This is a genomic window from Pseudomonas sp. GM79 (genome assembly GCF_000282495.1).
GTDB lineage: Bacteria > Pseudomonadota > Gammaproteobacteria > Pseudomonadales > Pseudomonadaceae > Aquipseudomonas.
The window spans coordinates 1-26450 of record NZ_AKJE01000021.1 but is presented as its reverse complement, the minus strand read 5'-3'; the positions used below and the strand labels follow the sequence as shown (position 1 = coordinate 26450).

Genomic DNA, 26450 nt, shown 5'->3' with positions numbered 1-26450 from the left:
CAGCCCCCACGGGCGGCAATCCCGAAAGAACAAGGAGTCACCATGAAACGCGTCCTGACCGTACTTGCCTTTCTGATCGTCGTACTCGCCGCCGGGGGCGGCTGGTATGTGTACAGCAAGCAACCGACGCGCCAGGGCCAGGTGGAACTGCAGCACCTGCAAGGTTCGGTGACCGTGCGCTACGACGAGCGCGGCGTGCCGCATATCCGCGCCGAAAACGAAACCGACCTCTACCGCGCCCTTGGCTATGTGCATGCCCAGGACCGACTGTTCCAGATGGAAGCCATGCGGCGCCTGGCCCGTGGTGAGCTGGCCGAAGTCCTCGGCCCGAAACTGATCGACACCGACAAACTGTTTCGCAGCCTGCGTATCCGCGAGCGGGCTGAAAGTTATGTTGCCGCGCTGGATCGTCAGTCGCCGGCATGGAAGGCTCTGCAAGCCTATCTGGACGGCATCAATCAATATCAGGACAGCCACGCGGCGCCCGCCGAGTTCGACGTGCTGGGGATCCCCAAGCGCCCTTTCACCGCCGAAGACAGCATCAGCATCGCCGGCTACATGGCCTACAGCTTTGCCGCGGCGTTTCGCACCGAACCCTTGCTGACTTATGTGCGTGACCAACTGGGCGCCGAGTACCTGAACATCTTCGATCTCGACTGGCAGCCCAAGGGCGTATTGGCCAAAGGGCGCGCCAACCCTGCGCCGACCCTCACCGCCAATGACTGGAAGGGGCTGAACGCCCTCGCACGCTTGAGTGAGCAAGCCCTGGCCGACAATGGCCTGCCGCAATTCGAAGGCAGCAATGCCTGGGTGATTTCCGGCAACCGTAGCAAAAGCGGCAAGCCACTGCTGGCCGGCGACCCGCACATTCGCTTCTCGGTGCCTTCGGTGTGGTACGAAGCACATCTGTCAGCGCCGGGCTTCGAGCTGTATGGCTACCATCAGGCGCTGGTGCCGTTTGCGTTTCTTGGCCACAACCTGGACTTCGGCTGGAGCCTGACGATGTTCCAGAACGACGATCTGGACCTGATCGCCGAGAAGGTCAACCCGGACAACCCGAACCAGGTCTGGTATCGCGGCCAGTGGGTCGACATGGTCAACACCGAACAACAGATCGCGGTCAAAGGCCAGTCACCGGTCACGCTTACCCTGCGCCAGTCGCCCCACGGCCCGATCATCAACGATGCGCTCGGCACCGCCGCCGGCAAGACACCGGTCGCCATGTGGTGGGCCTTCCTCGAGACGCCGAATCCGATCCTCGACGGCTTCTATCAGCTCAACCGCGCCGACACCCTGGCCAAGGCCCGCGCCGCGTCGGCCAAGGTTCAGGCACCGGGGCTGAACATCGTCTACGCCAACGCCAAGGGCGACATCGGTTGGTGGGCCTCGGCGCTGCTGCCCAAGCGCCCGGCCGGGGTGAAGCCCGGTTTCATCCTCGACGGCAGCACTCCTCAGGCGGACAAGGAAGGTTTTTACCCGTTCAGCGCCAACCCACAGGAAGAGAACCCGGCGCGGGGCTATATCGTCTCGGCCAACTTCCAACCGGTGTCGCCGACCGGCATGGAAATTCCCGGTTACTACAACCTCGCCGATCGCGGTCAGCAGCTCAATCGCCAGCTCAGCGACAAGAATGTGAAGTGGGACAACGAGTCCAGCCAGAAGCTGCAACTGGGCACCACTACCGACTACGGTCCGCGCTTGCTGGTGCCATTACTACCGGTACTGCGTGAAGGGGTGAGCGATCCCGCCGAGCTCAAACTGGTGGAACAACTGGCGCAGTGGAGCGGCGATTACCCGCTGGACTCCATCAGCGCCACGCTGTTCAACCAGTTTCTGTTCAACCTTGCCGACGCGGCGATGCGCGATGAACTGGGCAATGACTTCTTCGAAACGCTGCTGCCGACCCGGGTGATCGATGCCGCACTGCCGCGGCTGGCGGCCTCCGCCGACTCACCGTGGTGGGACAACCGCAACACCCCCGGCAAGGAAACCCGCGCCGATACGGTCAAGGTGGCCTGGCAAGCGAGCATGGTCCACCTCAAAACCACCCTGGGTGCCGATTTCGCACAGTGGAAGTGGGGCAAGGCGCACACCTTGACTCACGGCCATCCGCTAGGGATGCAGAAACCGCTGGACCGCATCTTCAACGTCGGGCCATTCGCGGCGCCCGGCACCCACGAAGTGCCGAACAACCTCTCGGCCAAGATCGGCCCGGCGCCGTGGCCTGTGACTTATGGCCCGTCAACCCGACGGTTGATCGACTTCGCCGACCCGGCACACAGCCTGACCATCAACCCGGTCGGCCAGAGCGGCGTGCCGTTCGACAGCCACTATGCCGACCAGGCCGAGGCGTATATCGAGGGGGTTTACTACCAGGCGCATTTCAATGATGAAGAAGTGACGGCCAATACCCGTAGCACGTTGAAGCTGCTGCCAGCGCGCTCAGGGCAATAGATTTCTGTTGGTTTAACTGACGTCATCGCGGGCAAGCCTGCTTCCACAGGTTTTGTGGTGATCACAAGATTGTTGCTTCACACCGACCGCTGTGGGAGCGGGCTTGCTTGCGAAAGCGGTGGGTCAGTCAACATGGATGTTGAATGTCAGTCCGTCTTCGCGAGCAAGCCCGCTCCCACAGTGGATTTGGGTTGGCCACACATGCGTGGTCAACCCGGCATCAAGCTCAAGCTGCTTCCGGCGCCTGCGCCCGGCGCACGTCGGGTTGTTTCCAGGAATCGGCGGCGCCTTCTTCGATGGCTTGCTGGATCGCACGCTTGCGAATCTCTTCGGCACGACGGCTGAAGTACCAGACCAGGAACGTCACTAGCGACACCGCCAGCAAAATCAGGCTGGCCACGGCATTGATCTCAGGCTTCACGCCCAGGCGCACCGCCGAGAACACTTCCATCGGCAGGGTCGTGGAACCCGGACCGGACACGAAGCTCGCCAGCACCAGGTCATCCAGCGACAAGGCGAACGACATCATCCCGCCCGCCGCCAGCGACGGCGCGATCATCGGAATGGTGATCAGGAAGAACACCTTCCACGGCCGCGCGCCCAGGTCCATGGCTGCCTCTTCGATGGACAGGTCCAGTTCACGCAAGCGCGCCGACACCACCACCGCCACATACGCCGCACAGAACGTAGTGTGAGCGATCCAGATGGTGACGATGCCGCGTTCCTGCGGCCAGCCGATCATCTGCGCCATGGCCACGAACAGCAGCAACAGCGACAGACCGGTGATCACTTCGGGCATCACCAGCGGCGCGGTGACCAGGCCACCGAACAGCGTGCGGCCCTTGAAGTGGGTGATTCGCGTCAGCACGAAGGCCGCCAGCGTCCCCAGTGCCACCGCTGCAATCGCGGTGTAGCAGGCGATTTCCAGCGAGCGCACCACCGAGCCCATCAGTTGGGTGTTGTCCATCAACCCCACGTACCACTTGATCGACCAACCGCCCCACACCGTCACCAGTTTGGAGGCGTTGAACGAGTAGATCACCAGGATCAGCATCGGCGCGTAGATGAACAGCAAACCCGCTACCAGCATGAAACTTGAGAAACGGAAGCGCTTCATTCCTTGCCCTCCATTTCTTTGGCCTGACTACGGTTGAACAGAATGATCGGCACAATCAGGATCGCCAGCATCACCACCGCAAGCGCTGACGCCACTGGCCAGTCACGGTTGTTGAAGAACTCTTGCCAGAGCACTTTACCGATCATCAGGGTTTCCGGACCGCCGAGCAGCTCCGGGATCACGAACTCACCCACCACCGGGATGAACACCAGCATGCAGCCGGCGATGATGCCGTTTTTCGACAGCGGCACGGTGATCTTCCAGAAACTGTTGAAGGTGCTCGAACCGAGGTCCGACGCGGCTTCCAGCAGGCTGGTGTCGTGTTTGACCAGGTTGGCGTAGAGCGGCAGGATCATGAACGGCAGATAGGAGTAAACGACCCCGATGTAAACCGCGAGGTTGGTGTTGAGGATCTGCAGCGGCTCGTCGATCCAGCCCATGCTCATCAAAAAGCCGTTAAGCAGGCCGTTGTTGCTGAGGATGCCCATCCACGCATACACGCGGATCAGGATCGCGGTCCAGGTCGGCATCATGATCAGCAACACCAGCACCGTCTGCAGCTCTTTGCGGGCACTGGCAATGGCGTAGGCCATCGGGTAGCCGATCAGCAAACAGAGGACGGTGCTGATCAGCGCCATCTTCAGCGAACCGAGGTAAGCGGCGATGTACAACTCGTCATCGCCCAGCATCGCGTAGTTGCTCAGGTTAAGCAGCACCTGGAGCTTCTGGTCGATGAAGCTGTAGATCTCGGTGTACGGCGGAATGGCCACGTCGGCTTCGGCGAAGCTGATCTTCAAGACGATGAAGAACGGCAACATGAAGAACATGAACAGCCAAATGAACGGAACCCCGATGACCAGCTGACGGCCACCGGGAATTATTCGATTGAGGCGGCGTTTGAATTTGCGCAGGTTCATGAGCGAAGTACCACGCCACTATCGTCTTCCCAATACACGTAGACCTGGTCACCCCAGGTCGGCCGCTGGCCGCGGCGCTCGGCGTTGGCGACGAACGACTGGACGATCTTGCCGCTCGGCAGTTCGACGTAGAACACCGAGTGGCCACCGAGGTAGGCGATGTCATGCACTTTGCCGCTGGACCAGTTGTATTCGCAGGTCGGCATGGTCGGCGTCACCAGCAGTTTTTCTGGACGGATCGCGTAGGTCACGGATTTGTCCTGCACCGAAGTGCTGATGCCGTGGCCCACATAAATCTGCCGGTCCAGGTCCTTGCAGGTGATGATCGCGTGGCCTTCGGCGTCGTCGATCACTTCACCGTCAAAGATGTTGACGTTGCCGATGAACTCGCAGACCAGGCGGCTGGTCGGGGTTTCGTAGATGTCGATCGGACTGCCGATCTGGGCGATCCAGCCCAAGTGCATGATCGCGATACGCTCGGCCATGGTCATGGCTTCTTCCTGGTCGTGGGTCACCATCACGCAGGTCACGCCGACCCGCTCGATGATCTCGACCAGTTCCAGCTGCATTTGCGAGCGCAGTTTTTTGTCCAGCGCGCCCATCGGTTCGTCGAGCAGCAACAGCTTCGGTCGCTTGGCCAGAGAACGCGCCAGCGCCACACGCTGACGCTGGCCACCGGACAATTGATGCGGCTTGCGCTTGGCGTACTGGCTCATCTGCACCAGCTTGAGCATGTCGGCCACACGTGCATCGACTTCAGCGGCGGGAAGCTTGTCCTGCTTGAGGCCGAAGGCGATGTTCTGCGCCACGGTCATGTGCGGGAACAAGGCGTAGGACTGGAACATCATGTTGATCGGCCGCTCGTACGGCGGCATGTCCGTGATGTCTACCCCATCGAGGTAAATGCGCCCCTCCGTGGGCCGTTCGAAACCTGCCAGCATCCGCAGCAAGGTGGATTTGCCCGAACCCGAGCCGCCGAGCAGGGCGAAGATTTCGCCTTTCTTGATTTCCAGGGACACGTCGTCCACGGCAATCGTCTCGTCGAACTTTTTTGTGACCCGGTCGATTTTGACCAGCACCTGTTTAGGTGTCTGGTCGCCCTCGAGGGCTTTCTTATAGGCGCCGGAGGCAACTGCCATTTACGAAACTCCCAACAGAATTTGCAGTTCGCTCAACGTGGCGAACCTGGATAGTTTGAAGCTATTTGCCCGACTTGACCTTGGTCCAGCTGCGCGTCATCAAACGTTGAATGTTCGGTGGCAACTCGATGGATACGTATGTCTTGTCGAGGACCGCTTGCGGTGGATATACCGATGCGTCGGTGCGTATGGACTGTTCCATCAGTTTGTCCGACCCGGGGTTCGGGTTGGCGTAGCCTACGGAATTGCTGACCTGGGCAATCACCTCGGGTTTCAGCAAATAGTTGATGAAGGCATGGGCTTCTTTGACGTTGGCGGCATCCTTGGGGATCGCCAGCATGTCGAACCAGAGCGCGCCGCCCTCTTTCGGAATCGAGTAGGCGATGTTCATGCCTTTGCCAGCTTCAGCCGCGCGGGCCTTGGCCTGGAACATATCGCCGGAGAAACCGATCGCCACGCAGATGTCACCGTTGGCCAGGTCCGCGATGTATTTGGAGGAGTGGAAATACGTCACGTAAGGCCGCACCGCCAGCAACTTGGCTTCAGCCTTTTTGTAGTCTTCAGGGTTGGTGCTGTTGGCGTTCAGGCCCATGTAGTTGAGGACCGTGGGCATCATTTCATCGGCGGAGTCGAGGAACGCCACGCCACAGCTGTGCAGCTTCTTGATGTTCTGCGGCTCGAATACCACATCCCACGAATCGATCTTGTCGAGACCCAGCACGGCCTTGACCTTGTCGACGTTGTAACCGATGCCGTTGGTGCCCCACAGATACGGTACGGCGTACTGATTGCCCGGATCGTTCTGTTCCAGGCGCTTGAGCAGTACCGGGTCGAGGTTGGAATAGTTAGTCAGCTTCGATTTGTCGAGCTTCTGAAAAGCCCCGGCCTTGATCTGCTTGCCAAGGAAGTGGTTGGACGGCACGACCACGTCATAACCGGTACGCCCGGCCAGCAACTTGCCTTCCAGGGTTTCGTTGGAATCGAATACGTCATACACCGGCTTGATGCCGGTTTCTTTCTGGAAGTCGGCCAGGGTGGTTTCACCGATGTAATCCGACCAATTATAAATATGCACTGTGCCAGCGGCCTGAACACTGACAGCGAGTGTCAGCCCGGCGCCGACCAGCAGGGCATTGCGCAACAAAGAAAAAATAGGCAAGTGGAGGTCCTCTAAAATTAGTTGGGCCCAAGTTGCCCCGCGTTACATGACAGCCATGGCTGCCTGGCAACAAAACCGGCGCGCAACTTACCCTCGAAAAACCGTTCCAGCAAAACTTTTATGCAGAACCCTGTAGCAGCTGCCGAAGGCTGCGTTAAGGTCCGAAGGACCTTCCCGCGTTCTTGAGAGCGCAACCGCTGCGCGGTTGGACGCAGCCTTCGGCAGCTGCTACAGGGTTTATTACTTATTTACCGGATTTGATCTTGGTCCAGCTGCGAGTCAGGATCCGCTGGGTCGCGGCCGGCAAGTCGGCAATCGCGTACAGCTTGGCCAACACTTCCGCTGGCGGGTAGATACCCGGGTCGGCAGTGATTTCTTTTTCAACCAGTGGCGTGGCGGCTGCGTTACCGTTCGGGAAACGCACGGCGTTGGTGATTTCAGCCATGATTTCCGGCTTCTGCAGGAAGGTCATGAACTTGTAGGCGCCTTCGACGTTTTCGGCATCTTTAGGGATGGCGACCATGTCGTAGAAGCTGCCGGCACCTTCTTTGGGAATGTTGTAGCTGACTTTCACCTTGTCACCGGCTTCAGCGGCGCGAGCCTTGGCCTGGTAGATGTCACCCGAGTAACCCACGGCGACGCAGATGTTGCCGTTGGCCAGGTCGGAGATGTACTTGGACGAGTGGAAGTAGCCCACCGAAGGACGGATTTTCAGGAACAGCGCTTCGGCTTCAGCCAGTTGTTTCTTGTCCTGGGTGTCAGTTGGATAGCCCAGGTAATGCAACGCCACCGGAATCATCTCGGTTGGCGAATCGAGGAAGCTGATACCGCACGACTTCAACTTGGCAGCGTTTTCAGGTTTGAACAGCAAGTCCCAGGAGTTGGTCGGCGCATCGGCACCCAGCGCAGCCTTGACCTTGTCAGGGTTGAAACCGATACCGATCGAACCCCACATGTAAGGAAATGCGTGTTCGTTACCCGGGTCGCTCACCGATACCGCTTTGAGCAGGTCCGTGTTCAGGTTTTTCCAGTTAGGCAGCTTGGACTTGTCCAGCTTCTGGTAGACGCCGGCCTTGATCTGCTTGGCCAGGAAGTTGTTCGACGGCACAACGATGTCGTAGCCTGACTTGCCTGCCAGCAACTTGGCTTCAAGGGTTTCGTTACTGTCAAACACGTCGTAGACGACTTTGATACCCGACTCGGCCTCGAACTTCTTGACGGTATCCGGCGCGATGTAATCGGACCAGTTGTACACGTGCAGCACTTTGTCGTCCGCCTGAACGGCGCCCGCCATCACGCCCATCAGCGACATGGCGAGGAGGGTCTTGCCAGCTATCTTCATACCTAATGCCTTCATGGGTAATGCTCCAATTTTTCTTTTTAACCACGTGCTCAGCGGCCTGTTACCGGGCATCCGAACAACCGTTAGTCTGGCAAGATCCAAGGCAGGCTTTCAAGGAAAGACCCATCCTTTGTTTGCACTGAGCGAAGTGCAATCTTCGCACCTCGCTCAGAGCCTAGCACTTAGCCCTGCAACGCACTCAGGGTCAGGTCCAGGCACTTGCGTGCCTTGGTCACCAACTCGTCGATTTCAGCCGGTGTAATCACCAGTGGCGGAGCAATGATCATGGTGTCGCCGACGGCGCGCATGATCAGGCCGTTTTCGAAGCAGAACGTGCGGCAGATCATGCCAACGCCCTTGCCTTCGTAACGTTTGCGGGTGGCTTTGTCCTGAACCAGTTCGATGGCCCCCAACAGACCGACCCCACGCACTTCCCCCACCAACGGGTGATCGCTCAGTTCCCGTAGACGCTTTTGCAAATAAGGTGCCGTTTCTGTGCGCACGCGCTCGACAATTTTCTCGTCGCGCAGGATACGAATGTTTTCCAGCGCTACCGCAGCGGCCACCGGGTGCCCGGAATACGTGAAACCGTGGTTGAAATCACCGCCTTCGTTGAGCACCTCGACCACATCGTCGCGCACGATCAAGCCACCCATCGGGATATAGCCGGAGGTCAGGCCTTTGGCGATGGTCATCATGTGGGGTTTGAGGTCGTAGAAATCGGTACCGAACCACTCACCGGTACGGCCGAAACCGCAGATCACTTCGTCGGCCACGAACAGAATGTCGTACTTGGCGAGGATTTCCTTGATACGCGGCCAGTAGCTGTCTGGCGGAATGATCACGCCGCCGGCGCCCTGGATCGGCTCGGCAATAAAGGCACCGACGTTGTCGACGCCGACTTCCAGGATTTTCTCTTCCAGCTGATTGGCCGCCCAGATACCGAACTCGTTCGGCGTCATGTCGCCGCCTTCGCCGAACCAATACGGCTGGGCAATGTGGACGATGCCCGGGATCGGCAAGTCGCCCTGTTCGTGCATATACGTCATGCCACCCAGGCTCGCGCCGGCCACGGTAGAACCGTGATAGCCGTTCTTGCGACTGATGATGACTTTCTTCTTCGGCTGGCCCTTGATCGCCCAGTAGTGGCGAACCATCCGCAGCATGGTGTCGTTGCCTTCGGAACCGGAACCGGTGAAGAACACGTGATTCATGCCTTCAGGCGCGACGTCGGAGATCACCTTGGCCAGCTCCAGCACCGGCGGGTGAGCCGTCTGGAAGAACAGGTTGTAATAAGGCAGTTCGCGCATCTGTTTGCTGGCGGCATCGGCCAGCTCATCGCGACCGTAACCGATCGCGACACACCACAGGCCGGCCATGCCGTCGAGGATCTTGTTGCCTTCGCTGTCCCAGAGGTAAACGCCCTTGGCGCTGGTGATGATGCGCGGGCCTTTCTCTTTCAGCTGCTTGAAGTCGCTGAACGGGGCCAGGTGGTGATCGCTGCTCAGGGCTTGCCATTCACGGGTTTGCGGGTTGTTGCTGGTCATGCGAATTCTCCTTGGATTCCAGTGAAGGCGCGGCGATTTACAGCCGCGCCCGGCGCATCAGACGGCGAAGAGCAGGAACTCCCGCTCCCACGAACTGATCACGCGCTTGAAGTTTTCATGCTCGGCCCGCTTGACCGCGACGTAGCCCGTGATGAATTTCTTGCCCAGGTATTTTTCGATGGTCTTGCTGTTTTCCATCCGTTCCAGGGCGTCTTCGATGGTCAATGGCAGGCGCAGATTGCGCCGTTCGTAGCCACGACCGACGACCGGAGCACTCGGGTTATGCCCTTCGACCATGCCGATAAAGCCGCACAACAGGCTGGCGGCGATGGCCAGGTAAGGGTTGGCATCGGCACCCGGCAGACGGTTTTCCACCCGACGGTTCTGCGGTCCTGCATCCGGAACCCGCAGGCCCACGGTGCGGTTCTCTTCGCCCCACTCCACGTTCACCGGCGCCGAGGTATCCGGCAGGAAGCGGCGGAACGAGTTGACGTTGGGGGCGAACAGCGGCAGCAGCTCAGGAATGAATTTCTGCAGGCCGCCGATGTGGTTGAGGAACAGCTGGCTCATGGTCCCGTCTTCATTGGAGAAGACGTTTTTGCCGGTCTCGAGGCTGATGATGCTCTGGTGCAAGTGCATGGCGCTGCCCGGCTCGCCGGTCATGGGCTTGGCCATGAAGGTCGCGGCCACGTTGTGCTTGAGCGCGGCCTCACGCATGGTGCGCTTGAACACCAGAATCTGGTCGGCCAGGGACAGGGCATCGCCATGGCGGAAGTTGATTTCCATCTGCGCGGTGCCGTCCTCATGGATCAGCGTGTCGAGGTCCAGCTCCTGCAGTTCGCACCAGTCGTAGACGTCTTCGAATAACGGATCGAATTCGTTCGCCGCTTCAATGGAGAACGACTGGCGACCGGTTTCCGGGCGACCGGAGCGGCCAATCGGCGGTTGCAGCGGGTAGTCCGGGTCATCACTGCGCTTGGTGAGGTAAAACTCCATTTCCGGCGCCACTATCGGCTGCCAGCCGTGGTCGGCGTAGAGTTTCAGCACCTTCTTGAGCACGTTGCGCGGCGACAGCTCGATCGGGTTGCCCTGCTTGTCGTAAGTATCGTGGATCACGATGGCGGTGGGCTCGATGGCCCAAGGCACCAGGAACACCGCGTTATGGTCGGGGCGGCAGATCATGTCGATGTCAGCCGGGTCGAGCAGTTCGTAATAGATGTCGTCTTCGACATAGTCGCCGGTCACGGTCTGCAACAGAACGCTTTCGGGCAGGCGCATGCCTTTTTCGGCAATGAACTTGTTGGTCGGCGAGATCTTGCCCCGGGTGATGCCGGTCAGGTCGCCAATCATGCATTCGACTTCTGTGATCTTGTGGTCTTTCAACCAATCGGTGAGCTGGTCGAGGTTGTTACTCATAAATGCCTCTTAGGCTGAGTTTCCTGACTCTTATAAGTCAGGCGTTGTTTGACGCATCGGCGTCGCGTTGTAGAGCGTACTTGCGGCAGGCATCGCCAAATGCCTGGAAAATCGCAAGGTAGTCAGGATTCAAGCTTACCTGCCATTCGGGATGCCATTGCACCCCTAAAGCAAAAGCCTTGCCTTCGATGACAGAGACGGCTTCGATCAACCCGTCGGGTGCCACCGCTTCCACACGAAGGCCAGGCGCCAGACGCTCGATGCCCTGACCATGAATCGAATTGACTTGAATCTCGCTCGCCAGGCCCAGCCCGGCGAGTACACCGCCCGGCTGAACGTGCACCGGGTGACTTGGCGCGTACTGCCCGTCCAGCGGCAGGCTGTCGTCTTCACGGTGATCCATGAATGGACCTGCCTCGTGAACCTTCTGATGCAGACTGCCACCGAACGCCACATTCATTTCCTGGAAGCCACGGCAAATGCCGAGCACGGGAACACCGGCCTCGACAGCGGCGCGGATCAGCGGGAGAGTGGTGGCATCGCGTGCAGAATCATGAGCAGTACCTGGCGCACTGGCCGGGCCGTTATAGTGAAACGGTTCTATATTAGAAGGAGAGCCTGTAAAGAGAATGCCGTCCAGAGCGTCCAGAATTTCGGACGGCACCAGTAGATCCGCCAGGGATGGAAGAATCAACGGCAGGCCCTTGGCAGCTGATGCCACGGCGCGTACGTATTTGTCGCCACTGATGTGATAAGCATGCAGACCGATCTGCTTTGAGCAGGCGGTGACGCCGATTAACGGCAGGCGAGACATGAAGCACCCCGGTATTATTGCTGTTATGGGTTTAAATCGAGCTTAGCCTTGTTCATTTTTTTACACAACACCCCCGTAAAAAATACAACACGGCCCGCTCAAGCTCGCGGGCGCCAAGAAGGCTGAAGGCAAAAAAACGCCCCAAAGTGCCTCAAAAAAGCCCCATGAGTGCTTTTTTAGGGCAAAAAAGGCCTCGCTTGACTTCGGCATGCCGTTCGGGTTGACTGGAATCCGAAGAGATCAATGATTGATATTTTTAACAACAAAGGTGTTGCATCATGTCGGTACCCCCGCGTGCCGTTCAGCTTAACGAAGCGAACGCGTTCCTTAAGGAACATCCTGAGGTTCTGTACGTTGACCTTCTGATTGCGGATATGAATGGTGTGGTGCGCGGCAAGCGCATTGAACGCACCAGCCTCCACAAGGTTTACGAGAAAGGCATCAACCTGCCGGCCTCTCTATTTGCTCTGGATATCAATGGCTCGACGGTGGAAAGCACCGGCCTGGGCCTGGACATCGGCGATGCTGACCGAATCTGCTATCCAATCCCCGACACCCTGTGCAATGAGCCCTGGCAGAAGCGCCCGACCGCGCAACTGTTAATGACCATGCACGAACTCGAAGGTGATCCTTTCTTCGCCGACCCGCGCGAAGTCCTGCGACAAGTCGTAGCCAAGTTTGACGAGATGGGACTGACCATCTGCGCTGCGTTCGAACTGGAGTTCTACCTGATCGACCAGGAGAACGTGAACGGCCGCCCACAACCGCCGCGCTCGCCGATCTCCGGCAAACGCCCGCATTCGACACAGGTCTACCTGATCGACGACCTCGACGAATACGTCGACTGCCTCCAGGACATTCTGGAAGGTGCGAAAGAGCAAGGCATCCCTGCCGACGCCATCGTCAAGGAAAGTGCCCCGGCACAGTTCGAAGTGAACCTGCACCACGTGGCCGACCCGATCAAGGCCTGCGACTATGCGGTCCTGCTCAAGCGTCTGATCAAAAACATCGCCTACGACCATGAGATGGACACCACCTTCATGGCCAAGCCTTACCCTGGCCAGGCGGGTAACGGTCTGCATGTCCACATCTCGATTCTTGATAAAGATGGCAAAAACATTTTTGCCAGCGAGGATCCCGAGCAGAACGCCGCACTGCGTCACGCGATCGGCGGTGTGCTCGAGACCCTGCCGGCGCAGATGGCTTTCCTCTGCCCGAACGTCAACTCCTACCGTCGTTTCGGCGCACAGTTCTACGTGCCGAATTCGCCGTGCTGGGGCCTGGACAACCGTACCGTGGCCATCCGCGTACCGACCGGTTCCTCCGATGCCGTGCGCATCGAACACCGTGTCGCCGGCGCCGACGCCAACCCGTATCTGTTGATGGCTTCTGTTTTGGCGGGCGTGCACCACGGCCTGACCAACAAAATCGAGCCGGGCGCACCCGTAGAAGGCAACTCCTACGAGCAGAACGAGCAAAGCCTGCCGAACAACCTGCGTGATGCATTGCGCGAGCTGGACGACAGCGAAGTCATGGCCAAGTACATCGATCCAAAATACATCGACATTTTTGTCGCCTGTAAAGAGAGCGAGCTGGAGGAGTTCGAACACTCCATCTCCGACCTCGAGTACAACTGGTACCTGCATACCGTGTAAGCGGTTGCAGTAAAAACAACGCCGCCGGCTTCACAGCTCGCGGCGTTTTTTTATGGCTTTTTTCAGCGGGACCGAGGCGCCTGCTTCGCGAGCAAGCCCGCTCCCACATTAGATCTCCAGTGAACAAAGTATTGTTGTACGGCAGAGATCAAAAGTGGGAGCGGGCTTGCTCGCGAAGGCGTCCGGGCAGACAACATCAAACCCTGCTCGTACAATGCCCGCTGCCCCGCAGGAGACTTCAATGACGCGCACCGCCACCATTCGCAAACCCCGCGCCCGCAGTCAGGCCCGGATCGATTCGATACTCGATGCCGCCCGCACGCTGCTGGCCGCCGAGGGCGTGGCCAGCCTGTCGATCTACAGCGTCGCCGAACGCGCCGAGATTCCGCCCTCCTCCGTCTACCATTTTTTCGCCAGCGTCCCGGCCCTGCTCGAAGCCCTGACCGCCGATGTCCACGCCGCATTCCGCGCCTGCCTGCAAGCGCCCATCGATCACCATGCCCTCAACGGCTGGCGCGATCTGTCGCGACTGGTGGAACAACGCATGCTCGCCATCTACGACGAAGACGCCGCCGCCCGCCAACTGATCCTCGCCCAGCATGGCCTGACCGAAGTCACCCAGGCCGACCGCCAGCACGACATCGAACTCGGCGACCTGATGCACAAGTTGTTCGACCACCACTTCCAATTACCGACGCTGCCGAGTGATGTCGATGTGTTTGCACTGGCCATGGAGCTGGGGGATCGGGTGTATGCACGCTCGGTGCAGCAGCATGGGCAGATCACGCCGCGCATGGCCGAGGAAGGGATGCGGGTGTTTGATGCTTATCTTGGGTTGTATTTGCCACCCTATCTGCCCAAGCGCGGTATTACAGCCTGATCCTCGCGGGCTTCACTGACCCCTTCGCGAGCAAGCCCGCTCCCACAGTGAATCTCTGTCGTACAGAGAATCTGTGTCCACTGAAGATCGAATGTGGGAGCGGGCTTGCTCGCGAAGGCCGCACCGCCGAACTCACAGAATCACACGCATAAAAAACCCCGAAGGGTTCACACCCTCCGGGGTTGTAGTTGGCGCACGCGCTTACAATTTGGCGATCGACACCTCGGTGGATTTCACAAACGCGATTACTTCACTGCCGACCACCAGCTCCAGCTCTTTCACCGAACGGGTGGTAATCACCGAAGTGACAATGCCGGAGGCCGTCTGCACGTCGATTTCCGACAGCACGTCACCCAGCACGATTTCCTTGATCGAGCCTTTGAACTGGTTACGAACGTTGATGGCTTTGATAGTCATAAGATTTCTCCTGAGGTCGAAATGAGCTGCAAGTTGCAAGCTACAAGCTGCAAGAAGAAGCAGAGCGCTTTTACTTGCAGCTTGAAGCTTGAAGCTTGCGCTGCTCTTATTGCGCCCAACGCAATTGCGTAGGCAGTGGTGAAACAGGTTCCGGTTCCGGCGGCTGGCCAGGCAGGGACAGCACGCGGTTGAGCACTTCGGTTTCCAGCGCCGCCAGCCGATGGGAGCCACGGACCCGAGGGCGCGGCAGTTCCACAGGCAGGTCGAGGCCGACTTCGCCCTCTTCAATCAGAATCACCCGATCGGCAATCGCCACCGCTTCGCTGACGTCGTGGGTCACCAGCAACACGGTGAAACCATGCTGTTGCCAGAGCCGTTCGATCAGTTGCTGCATTTCGATTCGGGTCAGGGCATCCAATGCGCCCAGCGGTTCGTCGAGCAACAGCAAGCGCGGTTGATGGATCAACGCGCGAGCCAGGGCCACACGCTGCTTTTGCCCGCCGGACAACGCTGCCGGCCATTCGTTGGCGCGATCCGCCAGGCCGACGGCTTCCAGCGCTTCCAACGCTTGCGGCCGCCAGTTGCCCTTGAGCCCGAGACCGACGTTGTCGATGATCTTTTTCCACGGCAGCAGACGCGCTTCCTGGAACATCAGTCGAGTGTCTTCCCGCGCCTCACTCAATGGCGCTGCGCCGGCAAGCAGCTCACCCCCCGTGGGCTTGTCGAGACCGGCGAGCAAGCGCAGCAAAGTACTTTTGCCGCAGCCGCTACGCCCGACCACCGCCACAAACTGCCCGGCCGGAATGTGCAGGTCGATTTCACGCAGCACCTGCCGTGAACCGAAGGTTTTTTGCAGCTTGCGCACCACCAGCGGAATACCGCGCCGCAGGCGTGGAGGTTGTTGAGCCGTCATACAGCACCTCCCTTGGCAACCTGATAAGCCGGATGCCAGCGCAGCCACACGCGTTCAAGCCCACGCGCCGCAAGGTCGGCCAACTTGCCGAGCACTGCGTACAAAAGAATCGCCAGCACCACCACGTCGGTCTGCAAGAATTCCCGGGCATTCATCGCCAGATAGCCGATGCCCGAGCTCGCGGAAATGGTTTCCGCCACGATCAATGTCAACCACATGAAGCCCAGCGCAAAACGCACACCGACCAGAATCGATGGCAGCGCACCCGGCAAAATCACTTGGCGAAACAGGCTGAAACCGGACAAGCCATAACTGCGCGCCATCTCCACCAGCGCCGGATCGACGTTGCGAATGCCGTGATACGTGTTGAGGTAAATCGGGAACAACGTGCCCAACGCCACCAGAAAAATCTTCGCCGACTCATCGATGCCGAACCACAGGATCACCAGCGGAATCAACGCCAGATGCGGCACGTTGCGGATCATCTGCACCGAACTGTCGAGCAGGCGCTCGCCCCATTTCGACAAGCTGGTGATGAAGCCCAACGCAAGACCGATGCCGCCGCCAATGGCGAACCCGAGCGCCGCGCGCCAGCCGCTGATGGCCAGGTGAGTCCAGATTTCACCGCTGCTGACCAGGCTCACACCGGCTTCGATCACCGCGATCGGCGCCGGCAGAATCCGCGTCGACAACCAGCCCGCCGACACCGACAACTGCCACACCGCCAGCAACAAGACCGGCAGCGCCCAGGGCGCGAGGTTGTGGATGATTTTCTTCATGGCGGCGCCTCAGCTCTGGGACGCGGCTTTGGGAAGAATGTCGTTGGCTACCATCTCGCCGAACGGGCTGACGTAACCGGCGCTTTTCGGCAGCTCCGGACGCTCGATATCCAAGTGCGGGAACAGCAACTCAGCCACCCGATAGGACTCTTCCAGGTGTGGATAACCGGAGAAGATGAACGTATCGATGCCCAGGTCCGCGTATTCCTTCACCCGAGCGGCCACGGTCGGGCCATCGCCGACCAGCGCCGTACCGGCCCCGCCGCGCACCAGACCGACACCGGCCCACAGGTTGGGGCTGACTTCCAGATGGTCGCGGCTGCCGCCATGCAATGCGGCCATGCGTTGTTGGCCGACCGAATCGAAACGCGCCAGTGACGCCTGGGCACGGGCAATGGTGTCATCGTCCAGATGCGAGATCAGTCGATCCGCCGCTTGCCATGCCTCGGCATTGGTTTCGCGAACAATCACATGCAAACGAATACCGAAGCGCACGGTGCGACCGAGCTTCGCGGCTTTGGCGCGAACCTGCTCGATTTTTTCTGCCACGGCGGCCGGTGGCTCGCCCCAGGTCAGAACCATTTCGACCTGCTCTGCCGCGAGGTCTTGGGCGGCTTCCGACGAGCCACCGAAATACAGCGGCGGGCGCGGTTGCTGGATCGGCGGATAGAGCAACTTGGCGCCCTTCACGCTGATGTGCTGACCGTCGTAATCAACCGTTTCACCTTCCAGCACCCGGCGCCAGATGCGGGTGAATTCCACCGAAGCCTGATAGCGCTCTTCGTGACTGAGGAACAAACCGTCGCCGGCCAGTTCTTCCGGATCGCCACCAGTGACCAGGTTGAACAGCGCCCGACCGCCAGACAAGCGATCCAGTGTCGCGGCCTGACGCGCCGCCACCGTCGGGGAAATGATCCCGGGGCGCAGGGCGACAAGGAACTTCAAACGCTGGGTCACCGGGATCAGCGACGCGGCTACCAGCCACGAGTCTTCGCAGGAGCGACCGGTGGGAATCAGCACCCCGCCAAAGCCCAGGCGATCCGCCGCTTGCGCGACCTGTTGCAGGTAACCGTGGTCGACGGCGCGAGCGCCTTCAGCGGTGCCAAGGTAATGGCCATCGCCATGGGTAGGCAGGAACCAGAAGATATTAAGGCTCATGGAGTGGTCTCCTCAGGAAATCGAATTACGGCGCTTTGGCCACGGTGGCAGGTGGCGCCCAGATCACGTCTTTGATGCTCAAGGGTTTGGGAATCAGCTTGAGCTGGTAGAAGCTGTCGGCAATTTTTTGCTGGGCGGCGACTACTTCCGGCGTGAGGAACAGCGCGCCGTAGCCCTGGCGTTTCACCGAGGTCAGGGTGATGTCCGCTGGCAGGCCGAGCAGCGGCGAAACTTGCTTGGTCACGTCCTCGGGATTGGCCTTGGACCATTCGCCAACCGCGCGCACTTCTTCCACCAGAGCCTTGATCACTTCAGGATTTTTCTGCGCGTAAGGTTTGGTAGCCAGGTAGAACTGATGGTTGTCGACGAGGCCTTTGCCGTCGCGCAGAGTGCGTGCTTGCAGTTGCTGTTCAGCGGCGGCCTGGTATGGGTCCCAGATCACCCAGGCATCGACGCTGCCACGCTCGAATGCGGCGCGGGCATCGGCTGGCGGCAGGAACACGGTCTGGATGTCGGTGTATTTGAGGCCGCCATCTTCAAGCGCACGCACCAGCAGGTAATGCACGTTGGAGCCTTTGTTGAGCACGACTTTCTTGCCCTTGAGGTCCTGCACCGATTTGATCGGCGAGTCCTTCGGCACCAGGATCGCTTCGCTGTGGGGCGCTGGCGGTTCATAGGCAACATAGAGCAGATCGGCGCCGGCCGCCTGAGCGAACACGGGCGGCGTTTCACCGGTGACGCCAAAGTCGATGGAGCCGACGTTCAGGCCTTCGAGCAGTTGCGGGCCACCGGGGAATTCAGTCCATTGCACGTCCACGCCTTGGGCGGCGAGGCGTTTTTCCAGTGTGCCTTTGGCTTTGAGCAGCACCAGAGTGCCGTATTTTTGATAGCCGATCCGGAGTGTCTCGGCCTGAGCTTGAGTAATGGCGCCGAAGGTTACAGCCGCAGCAAACAGAGCGACCAGACCACGACGCAAAATGACAGTGCGCATAGCGCTCTCCTTTTGCAGTTGGGTTTTGGCTGCACCTGCTTGCCCGTTAGCGGGCCAGTAAGGTGGAGTATTTCAAATTCAGATGTGGCTTGAGGGCTGGCTTAAATGCTCCAGCGAGCACTCAACAAACGTTCGTTCAACAGGTTCGGATCGAGCGGCTTGGGCCGTCGAGCCATGGCGCTGAAAAACTGCTCCAGCGCTTCAAACAATCGTTGCGCAAGCTCTGGCGCCAATTGCGCCTGGGCGCTGCCTTCGCCGTAAGCGATCTGGCTGTCCACGGCGAAAATCCCCTGCAGCATTTCCTGGGCTTTCAACGCTGACAGCACCGGTTTGAGCGCGTAATCCACCGCCAACATGTGGGCGATGCTGCCACCGGTAGCCATCGGTAAAACCACCTTGTGGCTCAAGGCGCGTTCGGGCAGTAGATCGAGCAAGGTTTTCAGCGCACCGGAGAACGACGCTTTGTAAACCGGCGTGGCGATCAGCAAGCCATCGGCGTTTTCAATCTGTTGCAGCAGGTCAATCACCTTCGGGCTGTCGAAGCGGGCATGCAGCAAATCTTCGGCCGGGAAGTCCCGTACCTGATAACTCACCACTTCCACACCTTGCTCTTGCAACCAGCGTCGCGAGCGCTCCAGCAAAACCCCGGAACGGGAGCGTGGGCTGGGACTGCCACCGAGTGAGACGACCAGCATTCAGACAATTCCTTTGAGCGTGTTAGCGATTCGCGGCTTGCGATCTCGCGTTGATGGAGTGACCTTAACAGCTGATTTATATATCCATAAATCATATTTATTCATTTGGTTATGCATTGTAGTTCTATGTGAAACTGCTTTTTCCAGGCAAAAAAAAAGGCCGTAGAAACGGCCCAAAATCCCCTGCTTTATGGATGACATGAAATTTTCACTGGCCGGTCTGCCGCCTTCGCGGGCAAGCCCGCTCCCACAGGGTTTTAGGTCTGCCACACATCTCTGATCCTCCCCAATCCGCTGTGGGAGCGGGCTTGCCCGCGATAGCGATTTTAGCCACACCGCAAAATTCGGATGATTACCTGTTCGGCTGCGGCGTCAGACGCAGGTACGGCTTCACCGCGCGATAACCCTTGGGAAAGCGTTGCCTGATTTCATCTTCGTCCTTGAGCGACGGCACGATCACCACCTCATCACCGTCTTGCCAGTTGGCCGGGGTGGCCACTTTGTAGTTGTCGGTGAGCTGCAGCGAATCGATCACCCGCAAAATTTCATTGAAGTTACGGCCAGTACTCGCCGGGTAAGTAATCGTCAGCCGAATCTTCTTGTTCGGATCGATCACGAACAGAGAACGTACGGTCAGGGTGTCGTTGGCATTCGGATGGATCAGGTCATACAGGTCGGACACTTTGCGGTCCGCATCGGCGAGGATCGGGAAGTTGACGATGGCGTTCTGGGTTTCGTTGATGTCCTCGATCCACCTGTGATGCGAGTCCACCGGGTCGACCGACAGAGCAATGGCTTTGACGCCGCGCTGGGTGAATTCATCCTTGAGCCTGGCGGTGAAGCCCAGCTCGGTGGTGCACACCGGCGTGAAGTCCGCCGGATGGGAAAACAACACACCCCAGCTATCGCCCAGCCATTCGTGGAAACGGACAGTGCCGGCGCTGGAATCCTGTTCGAAATCGGGGGCGATATCGCCGAGTCTGAGGCTCATGGTGCTGCTCCTTGTGAGTGCTTGTTGAGCCCAACTGTGCCTGCATTCCTTATAGATTAAAAAGAATAAATATCGATTTATTTAGACCGTAAACGAATATTAAATATCTGTTCACTGGACCTGAATGCACATGAGGACGAACATCGCCGACAAGGTTCGAGAAGGCCTTGAGTTGTTGCAAAAAGGGGAATTTCAAGGAGGGTTTACGGGGGTGAGCCCTCCTTGAAAACGCAAAAGCCCCGCCCGGCGTGATGCCGGGCGGGGCTTTTTTTACGTCGGTTACGCGAGCGCTGTTACAACAGCGGGATCGAGTAGCTGACGATCAGACGGTTTTCATCCTGCGAACGAGTCCTCGGCAGGTCGGTACGCCAGGTAGCGTTTTTCCACGTGAAGCCAAGGTTTTTCAGCGGGCCTTCTGGTACGACGTAAGCCAGAGTAAGGTCGCGTTCCCACTCGGAAGCACCGTTAGCCAATTCGCCACCGCGAGCGTTGACGGTATCAATTTCATCACCTTTGAGGTAGACCAGACCGGCCGTCAGACCTGGTACACCGACCTTGGCAAAGTCATACGAGTAGCGTGCTTGCCAAGTGCGCTCGCCGGCACGGGCGAACTTCTGGATTTGCATGTCAGTGATGATGTAAGCCGAGGAGCCGTCGCCCTGGTTAAGCCAAGGGAAGTCGCTGCTACCGTTGCTTACCTGATAACCGCCACCGAAGGTGTGACCAGCAACGGTGTAAAGAAACAGGCCGCTGTACAGGTTATTGTCGACCTTGCCTTTACCGTTTGGCGCATTGTAGTTGCCAGAGGTGAAGTAGTTAGCGTCGTGACCGTTGGCACCGTCATCCCGGCTGTTGAAGTAGCGCAGGTCGGATTTCAGAACACCCGGGCCGATTGCCCAGTTGTGAACCAGACCCAGGAAGTGCTGCTTGTAGAAGTCTTCCAGGTTGCCGTAGTAGTACTGGGCAGTCAGGTCTTTGGTGATTTTGTAGTCACCGCCACCGTAATAGAATTTGTTGCTGTCGCGACCAGTCGCCGTGCGACCGTTGGCACCCGCGATCGACAACTCTTCGTTGTTGCTGGAGTTACGGCCCTTGGCGTGCTCGATCTGACCACCGACCAGTGTAAGGTCCTTGATCTCGCCCGAAGTGATCTGACCGCCCTGGAAGGTTTGTGGCAGCAGACGACCATCGTTGGTCACGATCACCGGCAGTTTTGGCTGCAAGGTACCCAGCTTCAATTCAGTCTGGGAGATCTTGGCTTTGGCAGTCAGGCCCAGGCTGGAGAAATTATCAACCGCTTCGCCGTTGGACTTGCTCGGGAACACAGTGCCGCCATAAGCGTTACCAGGGGTGCCATTGGCGTTAACGTTGCCATTAGTGCCGCCGCCCGAATCCAGACGTACACCCAGCAGGCCGATGGCGTCGATACCGAAGCCGACAGTGCCTTGGGTATAACCGGAAGTGAAGCGCAGATCGAAGCCTTGGCCCCACTCTTCGTTTCGACTTGGGCTGGCAGTGCCATCGCGGTTATCGGTGTTGATGTAGAAGTTACGCAGCCCCAATGTAGCCTTGCTGTCTTCGATGAAACCGGCGGCGCCTGCCTGCTGCGCCAAAACCCCTACGGCCACAGCCAGGGCCAAGGTGGACTTCTTCATTGTTTCGCTCCTCTCGTTCTAATTTTTGTGTTCTTTGGTCTCGGGTCTAACGCCCAAGATCCACAGATGCGCGATTAGCACTGGTCCGTGACTGACAAGTCAATCGTAACCATGTGTGTCTACGACCAAGGTCTAACCGCTGTGATTTGGTCCCTGCAGGGTAATGATTTCCTCATAAACCCAAAAAGAATTATTTCATCCTTTTTCATACCATTTAGGAATATATCTTTCCATCAACGATCCGAACCGGGACACAACCTATCGGCTCATAAGTTAATTCCTAAATGGTATTTATTAGCCTTTTTTTAGATCGATTAGCTTTGGCGCATCCCCCATACGTCAATCACTTTCGAAAAGGCGACGCCATCATGGCCAAACGCGCACTATCTAGTCAATTTGTTACAGTTTGTGTATCGCTTATATTTTCTTTTTCCGCCCAAGCGGCGACTCTCACGGTCGGTTATCAAACCGGTATCGACCCCAGCAAAGTCCCTCAGGCTGATGGTGTTTACGAGAAAACCATTGGCCAGAAAATCGATTGGCGACGTTTCAACAGTGGCCCGGACGTGGTCACTGCCATTGCCTCCGGCGATGTGCAGATTGGCAACCTCGGCTCAAGCCCGCTGGCGGCGGCCGCTTCGCGCAACCTGCCGATTGTCGCGTTCATTGTTTCTGCTCAGATCAACGCTGCCGAAGCCCTTGTGGTGCGCAACGGCAGCGGTATCGATAAACCGGAAGATCTGATCGGCAAAACCATCGCCACGCCCTTCGTTTCAACCTCCCATTACAGCCTGCTCGGCGCGCTGAAGCACTGGGGGCTGGATGCCTCGAAAGTCAAAGTGGTGAACCTGCAACCCGCCGAAATCGCCGCAGCCTGGAAGCGTGGCGACATCGACGGCGCGTTTGTCTGGTCACCGGCGCTGGGGGAAATCCGCAAGACCGGCAAGACGTTGACCGACGCGGCGCAGGTCGGCCAATGGGGCGCGCCGACCTTCGAGGTGTGGGTCGCTCGCAAGGATTACGCCGAGAAGCACCCTGAGGTCGTGGCCAAATTTGCCAAAGTCACTCTGGACTCCTTCGCCGACTATGCCGCCCATAAAGACAGCTGGACCGCCGATTCGGTGCCGGTGCAGAAAATCGCCAAATTGACCGGTGCCAATGCCGCCGATGTGCCGGAGCTGCTGGCCGGCTCCGCATTCCCGGATGCCAAGGCACAACAGACCTCCGCGCTACTGGACGGAGGCACAGCCAAGGCGATTGGCGAGACGGCGAAGTTTTTGAAGGAGCAAGGGAAGGTCGAGACGGTGCTGCCGGATTATTCGCCCTATGTCAGCGCGAAATTCGTCACTGAATAACACCCCCAAACCTGTGGCGAGGGAGCTTGCTCCCGCTGGAGGCCGGAGGACTCCCCAATCCAACAACGCGGTGAATCAGTCATAACGCGTTCGCTGGTTTTGGGGCCGCTTCGCTGCCCAGCGGGAGCAAGCTCCCTCGCCACAAATGCCAACACAGACAGTGGCAATCAGAGGGCTTTTTCGAAGATCTTCGAATTACGCTGGTAGTTGTAGAGCGACGCCCGCGCCGATGGCAGACGTTCGACGCTGCTCGGCACGAAGCCCCGCTCACGAAACCAGTGAGCGGTCCGGGTGGTCAGCACGAACAAGGTTTTCAGCCCCTGGGCCCGGGCGCGGGTTTCGATGCGTTCCAGCAGTTCATCACCGCGACCGCCATGGCGGTACTCCGGGTTCACCGCCAGACACGCCAACTCCCCAGCATCCGAATCGGCAATCTGATACAGCGCGGCGCAGGCGATGATCATGCCTTCGCGTTCGACCACGCTGAACTGCTCGATCTCACGCTCCAGCACCTCGCGGGAACGCCGTACCAGAATGCCCTGCTCTTCCAGCGGACTGATCAAGTCCAGCAAACCGCCGACATCCTCAATGGCCGCCTCGCGCACAACCTCGAATTGCTCCTGGGCCACCAGCGTACCGCCACCGTCACGGGTGAACAGTTCGGTCAGCAACGCGCCATCTTCGGCATAGCTGACGATGTGACTGCGCGCCACCCCGCCCCGGCACGCTTCAGCGGCCGCATCCAGCAGCTCGGCTTGATAGTTGCTGCCCAAACGCTGCAAATGCGCCGGCACCTGTTGCGGGCGCAATTCGCGAACCAGCCGGCCATTTTCGTCGATCAAGCCCAGATCGGCGCCGAACAGCAGCAGCTTGTCTGCCCCCAGATCGATAGCTGCACGGGTGGCGACATCTTCGCAAGCGAGGTTGAAGATTTCACCGGTCGGCGAGTAACCCAACGGCGACAACAGCACGATGGAGCGTTCGTCCAGCAGGCGATTGATGCCCTTGCGGTCGACACGGCGCACTTCGCCGGTATGGTGATAGTCGACACCTTCAAGTACGCCGATCGGCCGTGCAGTGACCAGATTGCCGCTGGCCACCCGCAGGCGCGAACCCTGCATTGGCGATGAGGCCATGTCCATGGACAGCCGGGCTTCGATGGCGATGCGCAGTTGACCGACCGCATCAATCACGCACTCAAGCGTCGCCGCATCGGTGATGCGCATGCCATGGTGGTAATGCGGAGTCAGGCCGCGAGCGGCGAGGCGGGTTTCAATTTGCGGGCGCGAACCGTGAACCAGCACCAGTCGCACACCCAGGCTGTGCAGCAGCACCAGGTCGTGGACGATGTTGCCGAAGTTCGGGTGCTCCACGCCGTCGCCGGGCAGCATGACGACGAAAGTGCAATCGCGGTGGGCGTTGATGTAAGGCGAAGCGTGACGAAGCCAATTGACGTATTCGGGCATGAACCTGGGCCTGTAATAAATAGCAGCCGAAAAAAGGGTAAAGCAGTAAACGCACAGCGGGCTGATGGTTATCGTCGGAACAGGCTTGGCGACACGCGCGCTCTCCTCATGAATACGGGTTGGGACACTGGCAATTTATACGTTTAGTCAGCCAAAACACAGAACCTGTGGGAGCGGGCTTGCTCGCGAAGGCGGTGTATCAGACACATTAATATCAACTGACACTCCCTATTCGCGAGCAAGCCCGCTCCCACATGGGTTGCGCTCAACTGACTGGCATCGCCGTTTTGGCCGGTGTCAGGCAGTAATGTTCAATCAGTTGACGTAATAGATGCACGGTAGGCTGCAAACGTGACATTTCGAGGTATTCCCCCGGTTGGTGTGCGCAGGCGATGTCGCCCGGTCCCAATACCAGTGTTTCACAACCAAGACGCTGAAGATAAGGCGCTTCCGTGCCGAACGCCACTGCTTCGGCGCGATGGCCGGTGAGCTTTTCGGCAACCCGCACCAATTCCGAGTCCTCGGCCTGCTCGAAGGGTGGCACTTCGGGGAACAGCGGCGCGTAATCGATCTTCACCTTGTGCCGTTCGGCAATCGGATTGAGCTTCTGCAGAATCGCCGCGCGCAGCGCTTTGGGGTCCATGCCCGGCAACGGACGCAAGTCGAACTCCAGCGAGCACTGACCGCAGATTCGGTTGGGATTGTCACCCCCATGGATGCAGCCGAAGTTAAGGGTCGGCTGCGGCACGCTGAACTGCGGGTTATGGAATTCGCGCTGCCACGCCAGGCGCAGGCCGCGCAATTCGCCCATGGCGTCGTGCATGGCTTCGAGGGCGCTGTGGCCCAGACGCGGGTCCGAGGAATGGCCGCTCTGGCCGAGGATGTCGATGCGTTCCATCATGATGCCTTTGTGCATCCTGATCGGCTTCAGCCCGGTCGGCTCGCCGATCACCGCCGCACGACCTAATGGCCGCCCGGCTTCGGCCAGAGCGCGAGCGCCAGACATCGAGCTTTCTTCATCGCAAGTGGCGAGGATCAGCAAGGGTTGCTTGAACGGTTGGTCGAGCAAGGGTTTGACGGCTTCGATGGCCAAGGCGAAAAAACCCTTCATGTCGCAACTGCCCAAGCCGACCCAACGACCGTCCACTTCCGTCAGTTTCAACGGGTCGGTCTGCCATAACGCCTCGTCGTAGGGCACTGTATCGCTGTGACCAGCCAGCACCAGGCCGCCGGGGCCGGAGCCAAAACTGGCCAGCAAATTGAATTTGCCGGGGCTGACCTGCTGGATATCACAGGCAAAACCCAAGTCCCCAAGCCATGTCGCCAACAAGTCGATGACCGGCCGATTGGTTTGATCCAGGCTGGGTTGGGTACAGCTGACGGACGGCGCGGCGATCAGCGCAGCGAACTGATCTTTCATGGACGGCAAAGGCATCGCTGACTCCCAACTCCCGAATTGAAGTCCATCATAGAACCATCCGGCGACAGGAATAAACCGTCGCGGCGCGTAGGGTGTGTTGACGCTTGGTGACGAGCCGCGACGGCGGGGGAGCGTCGTGTAGGGAAAGAGTGTAGATAGATCGGAAGAGC

At 58.9% G+C, this 26450-nt stretch carries 23 protein-coding genes; 4 read left to right on the top strand and 19 right to left on the bottom strand.

Features of this window, described 5'->3' with window-relative positions; all coding sequences use genetic code 11:
* Window positions 1–42 precede the first annotated feature (42 nt).
* Complete coding sequence (locus PMI36_RS26010; protein WP_008067992.1) at window positions 43–2454, top strand: penicillin acylase family protein; 2412 nt, start codon at window positions 43–45, stop codon at window positions 2452–2454.
* A 226-nt stretch (window positions 2455–2680) separates the two neighbouring features.
* On the opposite strand, the gene PMI36_RS26015 is transcribed toward PMI36_RS26010, so the two are convergent.
* From PMI36_RS26015 to PMI36_RS26050, 8 genes are all read right to left on the bottom strand, one after another.
* Window positions 2681–3571: an ABC transporter permease subunit gene (locus PMI36_RS26015; RefSeq protein WP_007897694.1), complete on the bottom strand. Its 891-nt coding sequence runs from the start codon at window positions 3569–3571 to the stop codon at window positions 2681–2683.
* Window positions 3568–4449, bottom strand: a complete 882-nt coding sequence (locus PMI36_RS26020; protein ID WP_177319477.1) for an ABC transporter permease subunit — start codon at window positions 4447–4449, stop codon at window positions 3568–3570. Before PMI36_RS26020 ends, PMI36_RS26015 begins: the two co-directional genes overlap by 4 nt.
* A 35-nt stretch (window positions 4450–4484) precedes the next feature.
* The gene (locus PMI36_RS26025) at window positions 4485–5627 is read right to left on the bottom strand and encodes an ABC transporter ATP-binding protein (RefSeq protein WP_008067988.1); all 1143 of its coding nucleotides are present in this window, start codon (window positions 5625–5627) and stop codon (window positions 4485–4487) included.
* A gap of 61 nt (window positions 5628–5688) precedes the next feature.
* Window positions 5689–6786 carry a polyamine ABC transporter substrate-binding protein gene (locus tag PMI36_RS26030; RefSeq protein ID WP_008067987.1) on the bottom strand — a complete coding sequence of 366 codons (1098 nt, stop codon included), beginning with the start codon at window positions 6784–6786 and terminating at the stop codon, window positions 5689–5691.
* A gap of 244 nt (window positions 6787–7030) precedes the next feature.
* Window positions 7031–8128: a polyamine ABC transporter substrate-binding protein gene (locus tag PMI36_RS26035; RefSeq protein ID WP_032830096.1), complete on the bottom strand. Its 1098-nt coding sequence runs from the start codon at window positions 8126–8128 to the stop codon at window positions 7031–7033.
* 182 nt (window positions 8129–8310) lie between these two features.
* Entirely contained in the window at window positions 8311–9675 is a 1365-nt protein-coding gene (locus PMI36_RS26040; protein ID WP_008067985.1) for an aspartate aminotransferase family protein, read from the bottom strand.
* Window positions 9676–9732: 57 nt separating this feature from the next.
* A complete protein-coding gene (locus PMI36_RS26045; protein ID WP_008067984.1) occupies window positions 9733–11091 on the bottom strand; it encodes a glutamine synthetase family protein in 1359 nt (452 codons plus the stop codon).
* 37 nt (window positions 11092–11128) lie between these two features.
* Window positions 11129–11905, bottom strand: coding sequence for a gamma-glutamyl-gamma-aminobutyrate hydrolase family protein (locus PMI36_RS26050; protein ID WP_008067977.1), 777 nt, complete (start codon window positions 11903–11905; stop codon window positions 11129–11131).
* Window positions 11906–12183: 278 nt separating this feature from the next.
* Here PMI36_RS26050 and PMI36_RS26055 point away from each other — a divergent pair, with 278 nt between their 5' ends.
* Both PMI36_RS26055 and PMI36_RS26060 read left to right on the top strand, forming a co-directional pair.
* Window positions 12184–13560 (top strand): glutamine synthetase family protein, encoded by a 1377-nt coding sequence (locus PMI36_RS26055; protein WP_007897683.1) that lies wholly within the window; start codon window positions 12184–12186, stop codon window positions 13558–13560.
* A gap of 241 nt (window positions 13561–13801) precedes the next feature.
* Entirely contained in the window at window positions 13802–14440 is a 639-nt protein-coding gene (locus PMI36_RS26060) for a TetR/AcrR family transcriptional regulator (protein WP_008067976.1), read from the top strand.
* Window positions 14441–14641: 201 nt separating this feature from the next.
* On the opposite strand, the gene PMI36_RS26065 is transcribed toward PMI36_RS26060, so the two are convergent.
* The 9 genes from PMI36_RS26065 to PMI36_RS26100 all read right to left on the bottom strand — a co-directional run bounded on the left by PMI36_RS26065 (window position 14642) and on the right by PMI36_RS26100 (window position 22039).
* Window positions 14642–14857, bottom strand: coding sequence for a TOBE domain-containing protein (locus PMI36_RS26065; protein ID WP_003229256.1), 216 nt, complete (start codon window positions 14855–14857; stop codon window positions 14642–14644).
* Window positions 14858–14963: 106 nt separating this feature from the next.
* Window positions 14964–15770: an aliphatic sulfonates ABC transporter ATP-binding protein gene (gene ssuB, locus PMI36_RS26070; protein WP_008067975.1), complete on the bottom strand. Its 807-nt coding sequence runs from the start codon at window positions 15768–15770 to the stop codon at window positions 14964–14966.
* Window positions 15767–16549, bottom strand: coding sequence for an aliphatic sulfonate ABC transporter permease SsuC (gene ssuC / locus PMI36_RS26075; protein ID WP_008067974.1), 783 nt, complete (start codon window positions 16547–16549; stop codon window positions 15767–15769). Before ssuC ends, ssuB begins: the two co-directional genes overlap by 4 nt.
* A 9-nt stretch (window positions 16550–16558) precedes the next feature.
* Complete coding sequence (gene ssuD, locus PMI36_RS26080; RefSeq protein ID WP_008067973.1) at window positions 16559–17707, bottom strand: FMNH2-dependent alkanesulfonate monooxygenase; 1149 nt, start codon at window positions 17705–17707, stop codon at window positions 16559–16561.
* Window positions 17708–17732: 25 nt separating this feature from the next.
* Window positions 17733–18698, bottom strand: coding sequence for a sulfonate ABC transporter substrate-binding protein (locus tag PMI36_RS26085; RefSeq protein ID WP_008067972.1), 966 nt, complete (start codon window positions 18696–18698; stop codon window positions 17733–17735).
* Window positions 18699–18799: 101 nt separating this feature from the next.
* Window positions 18800–19393, bottom strand: coding sequence for an NADPH-dependent FMN reductase (ssuE, locus tag PMI36_RS26090; protein ID WP_007899466.1), 594 nt, complete (start codon window positions 19391–19393; stop codon window positions 18800–18802).
* Window positions 19394–19663: a hypothetical protein gene (locus tag PMI36_RS31365; RefSeq protein WP_157214929.1), complete on the bottom strand. Its 270-nt coding sequence runs from the start codon at window positions 19661–19663 to the stop codon at window positions 19394–19396. It abuts the gene before it with no gap.
* 82 nt (window positions 19664–19745) lie between these two features.
* Window positions 19746–20384, bottom strand: coding sequence for a peroxiredoxin (locus tag PMI36_RS26095; protein ID WP_008067970.1), 639 nt, complete (start codon window positions 20382–20384; stop codon window positions 19746–19748).
* A gap of 293 nt (window positions 20385–20677) precedes the next feature.
* Entirely contained in the window at window positions 20678–22039 is a 1362-nt protein-coding gene (locus PMI36_RS26100; protein WP_008067968.1) for an OprD family porin, read from the bottom strand.
* A 368-nt stretch (window positions 22040–22407) separates the two neighbouring features.
* Between PMI36_RS26100 and tauA the strand changes: the two genes are divergently transcribed.
* Window positions 22408–23394 (top strand): taurine ABC transporter substrate-binding protein, encoded by a 987-nt coding sequence (gene tauA / locus PMI36_RS26105; RefSeq protein WP_008067966.1) that lies wholly within the window; start codon window positions 22408–22410, stop codon window positions 23392–23394.
* Between the two features lie 167 nt (window positions 23395–23561).
* Here tauA and argA read toward each other — a convergent pair whose 3' ends face one another.
* Window positions 23562–24860 (bottom strand): amino-acid N-acetyltransferase, encoded by a 1299-nt coding sequence (gene argA / locus PMI36_RS26110; RefSeq protein WP_007899457.1) that lies wholly within the window; start codon window positions 24858–24860, stop codon window positions 23562–23564.
* Between the two features lie 265 nt (window positions 24861–25125).
* Complete coding sequence (gene argE / locus PMI36_RS26115; protein ID WP_008067964.1) at window positions 25126–26295, bottom strand: acetylornithine deacetylase; 1170 nt, start codon at window positions 26293–26295, stop codon at window positions 25126–25128.
* Between the last annotated feature and the right edge of the window lie 155 nt (window positions 26296–26450).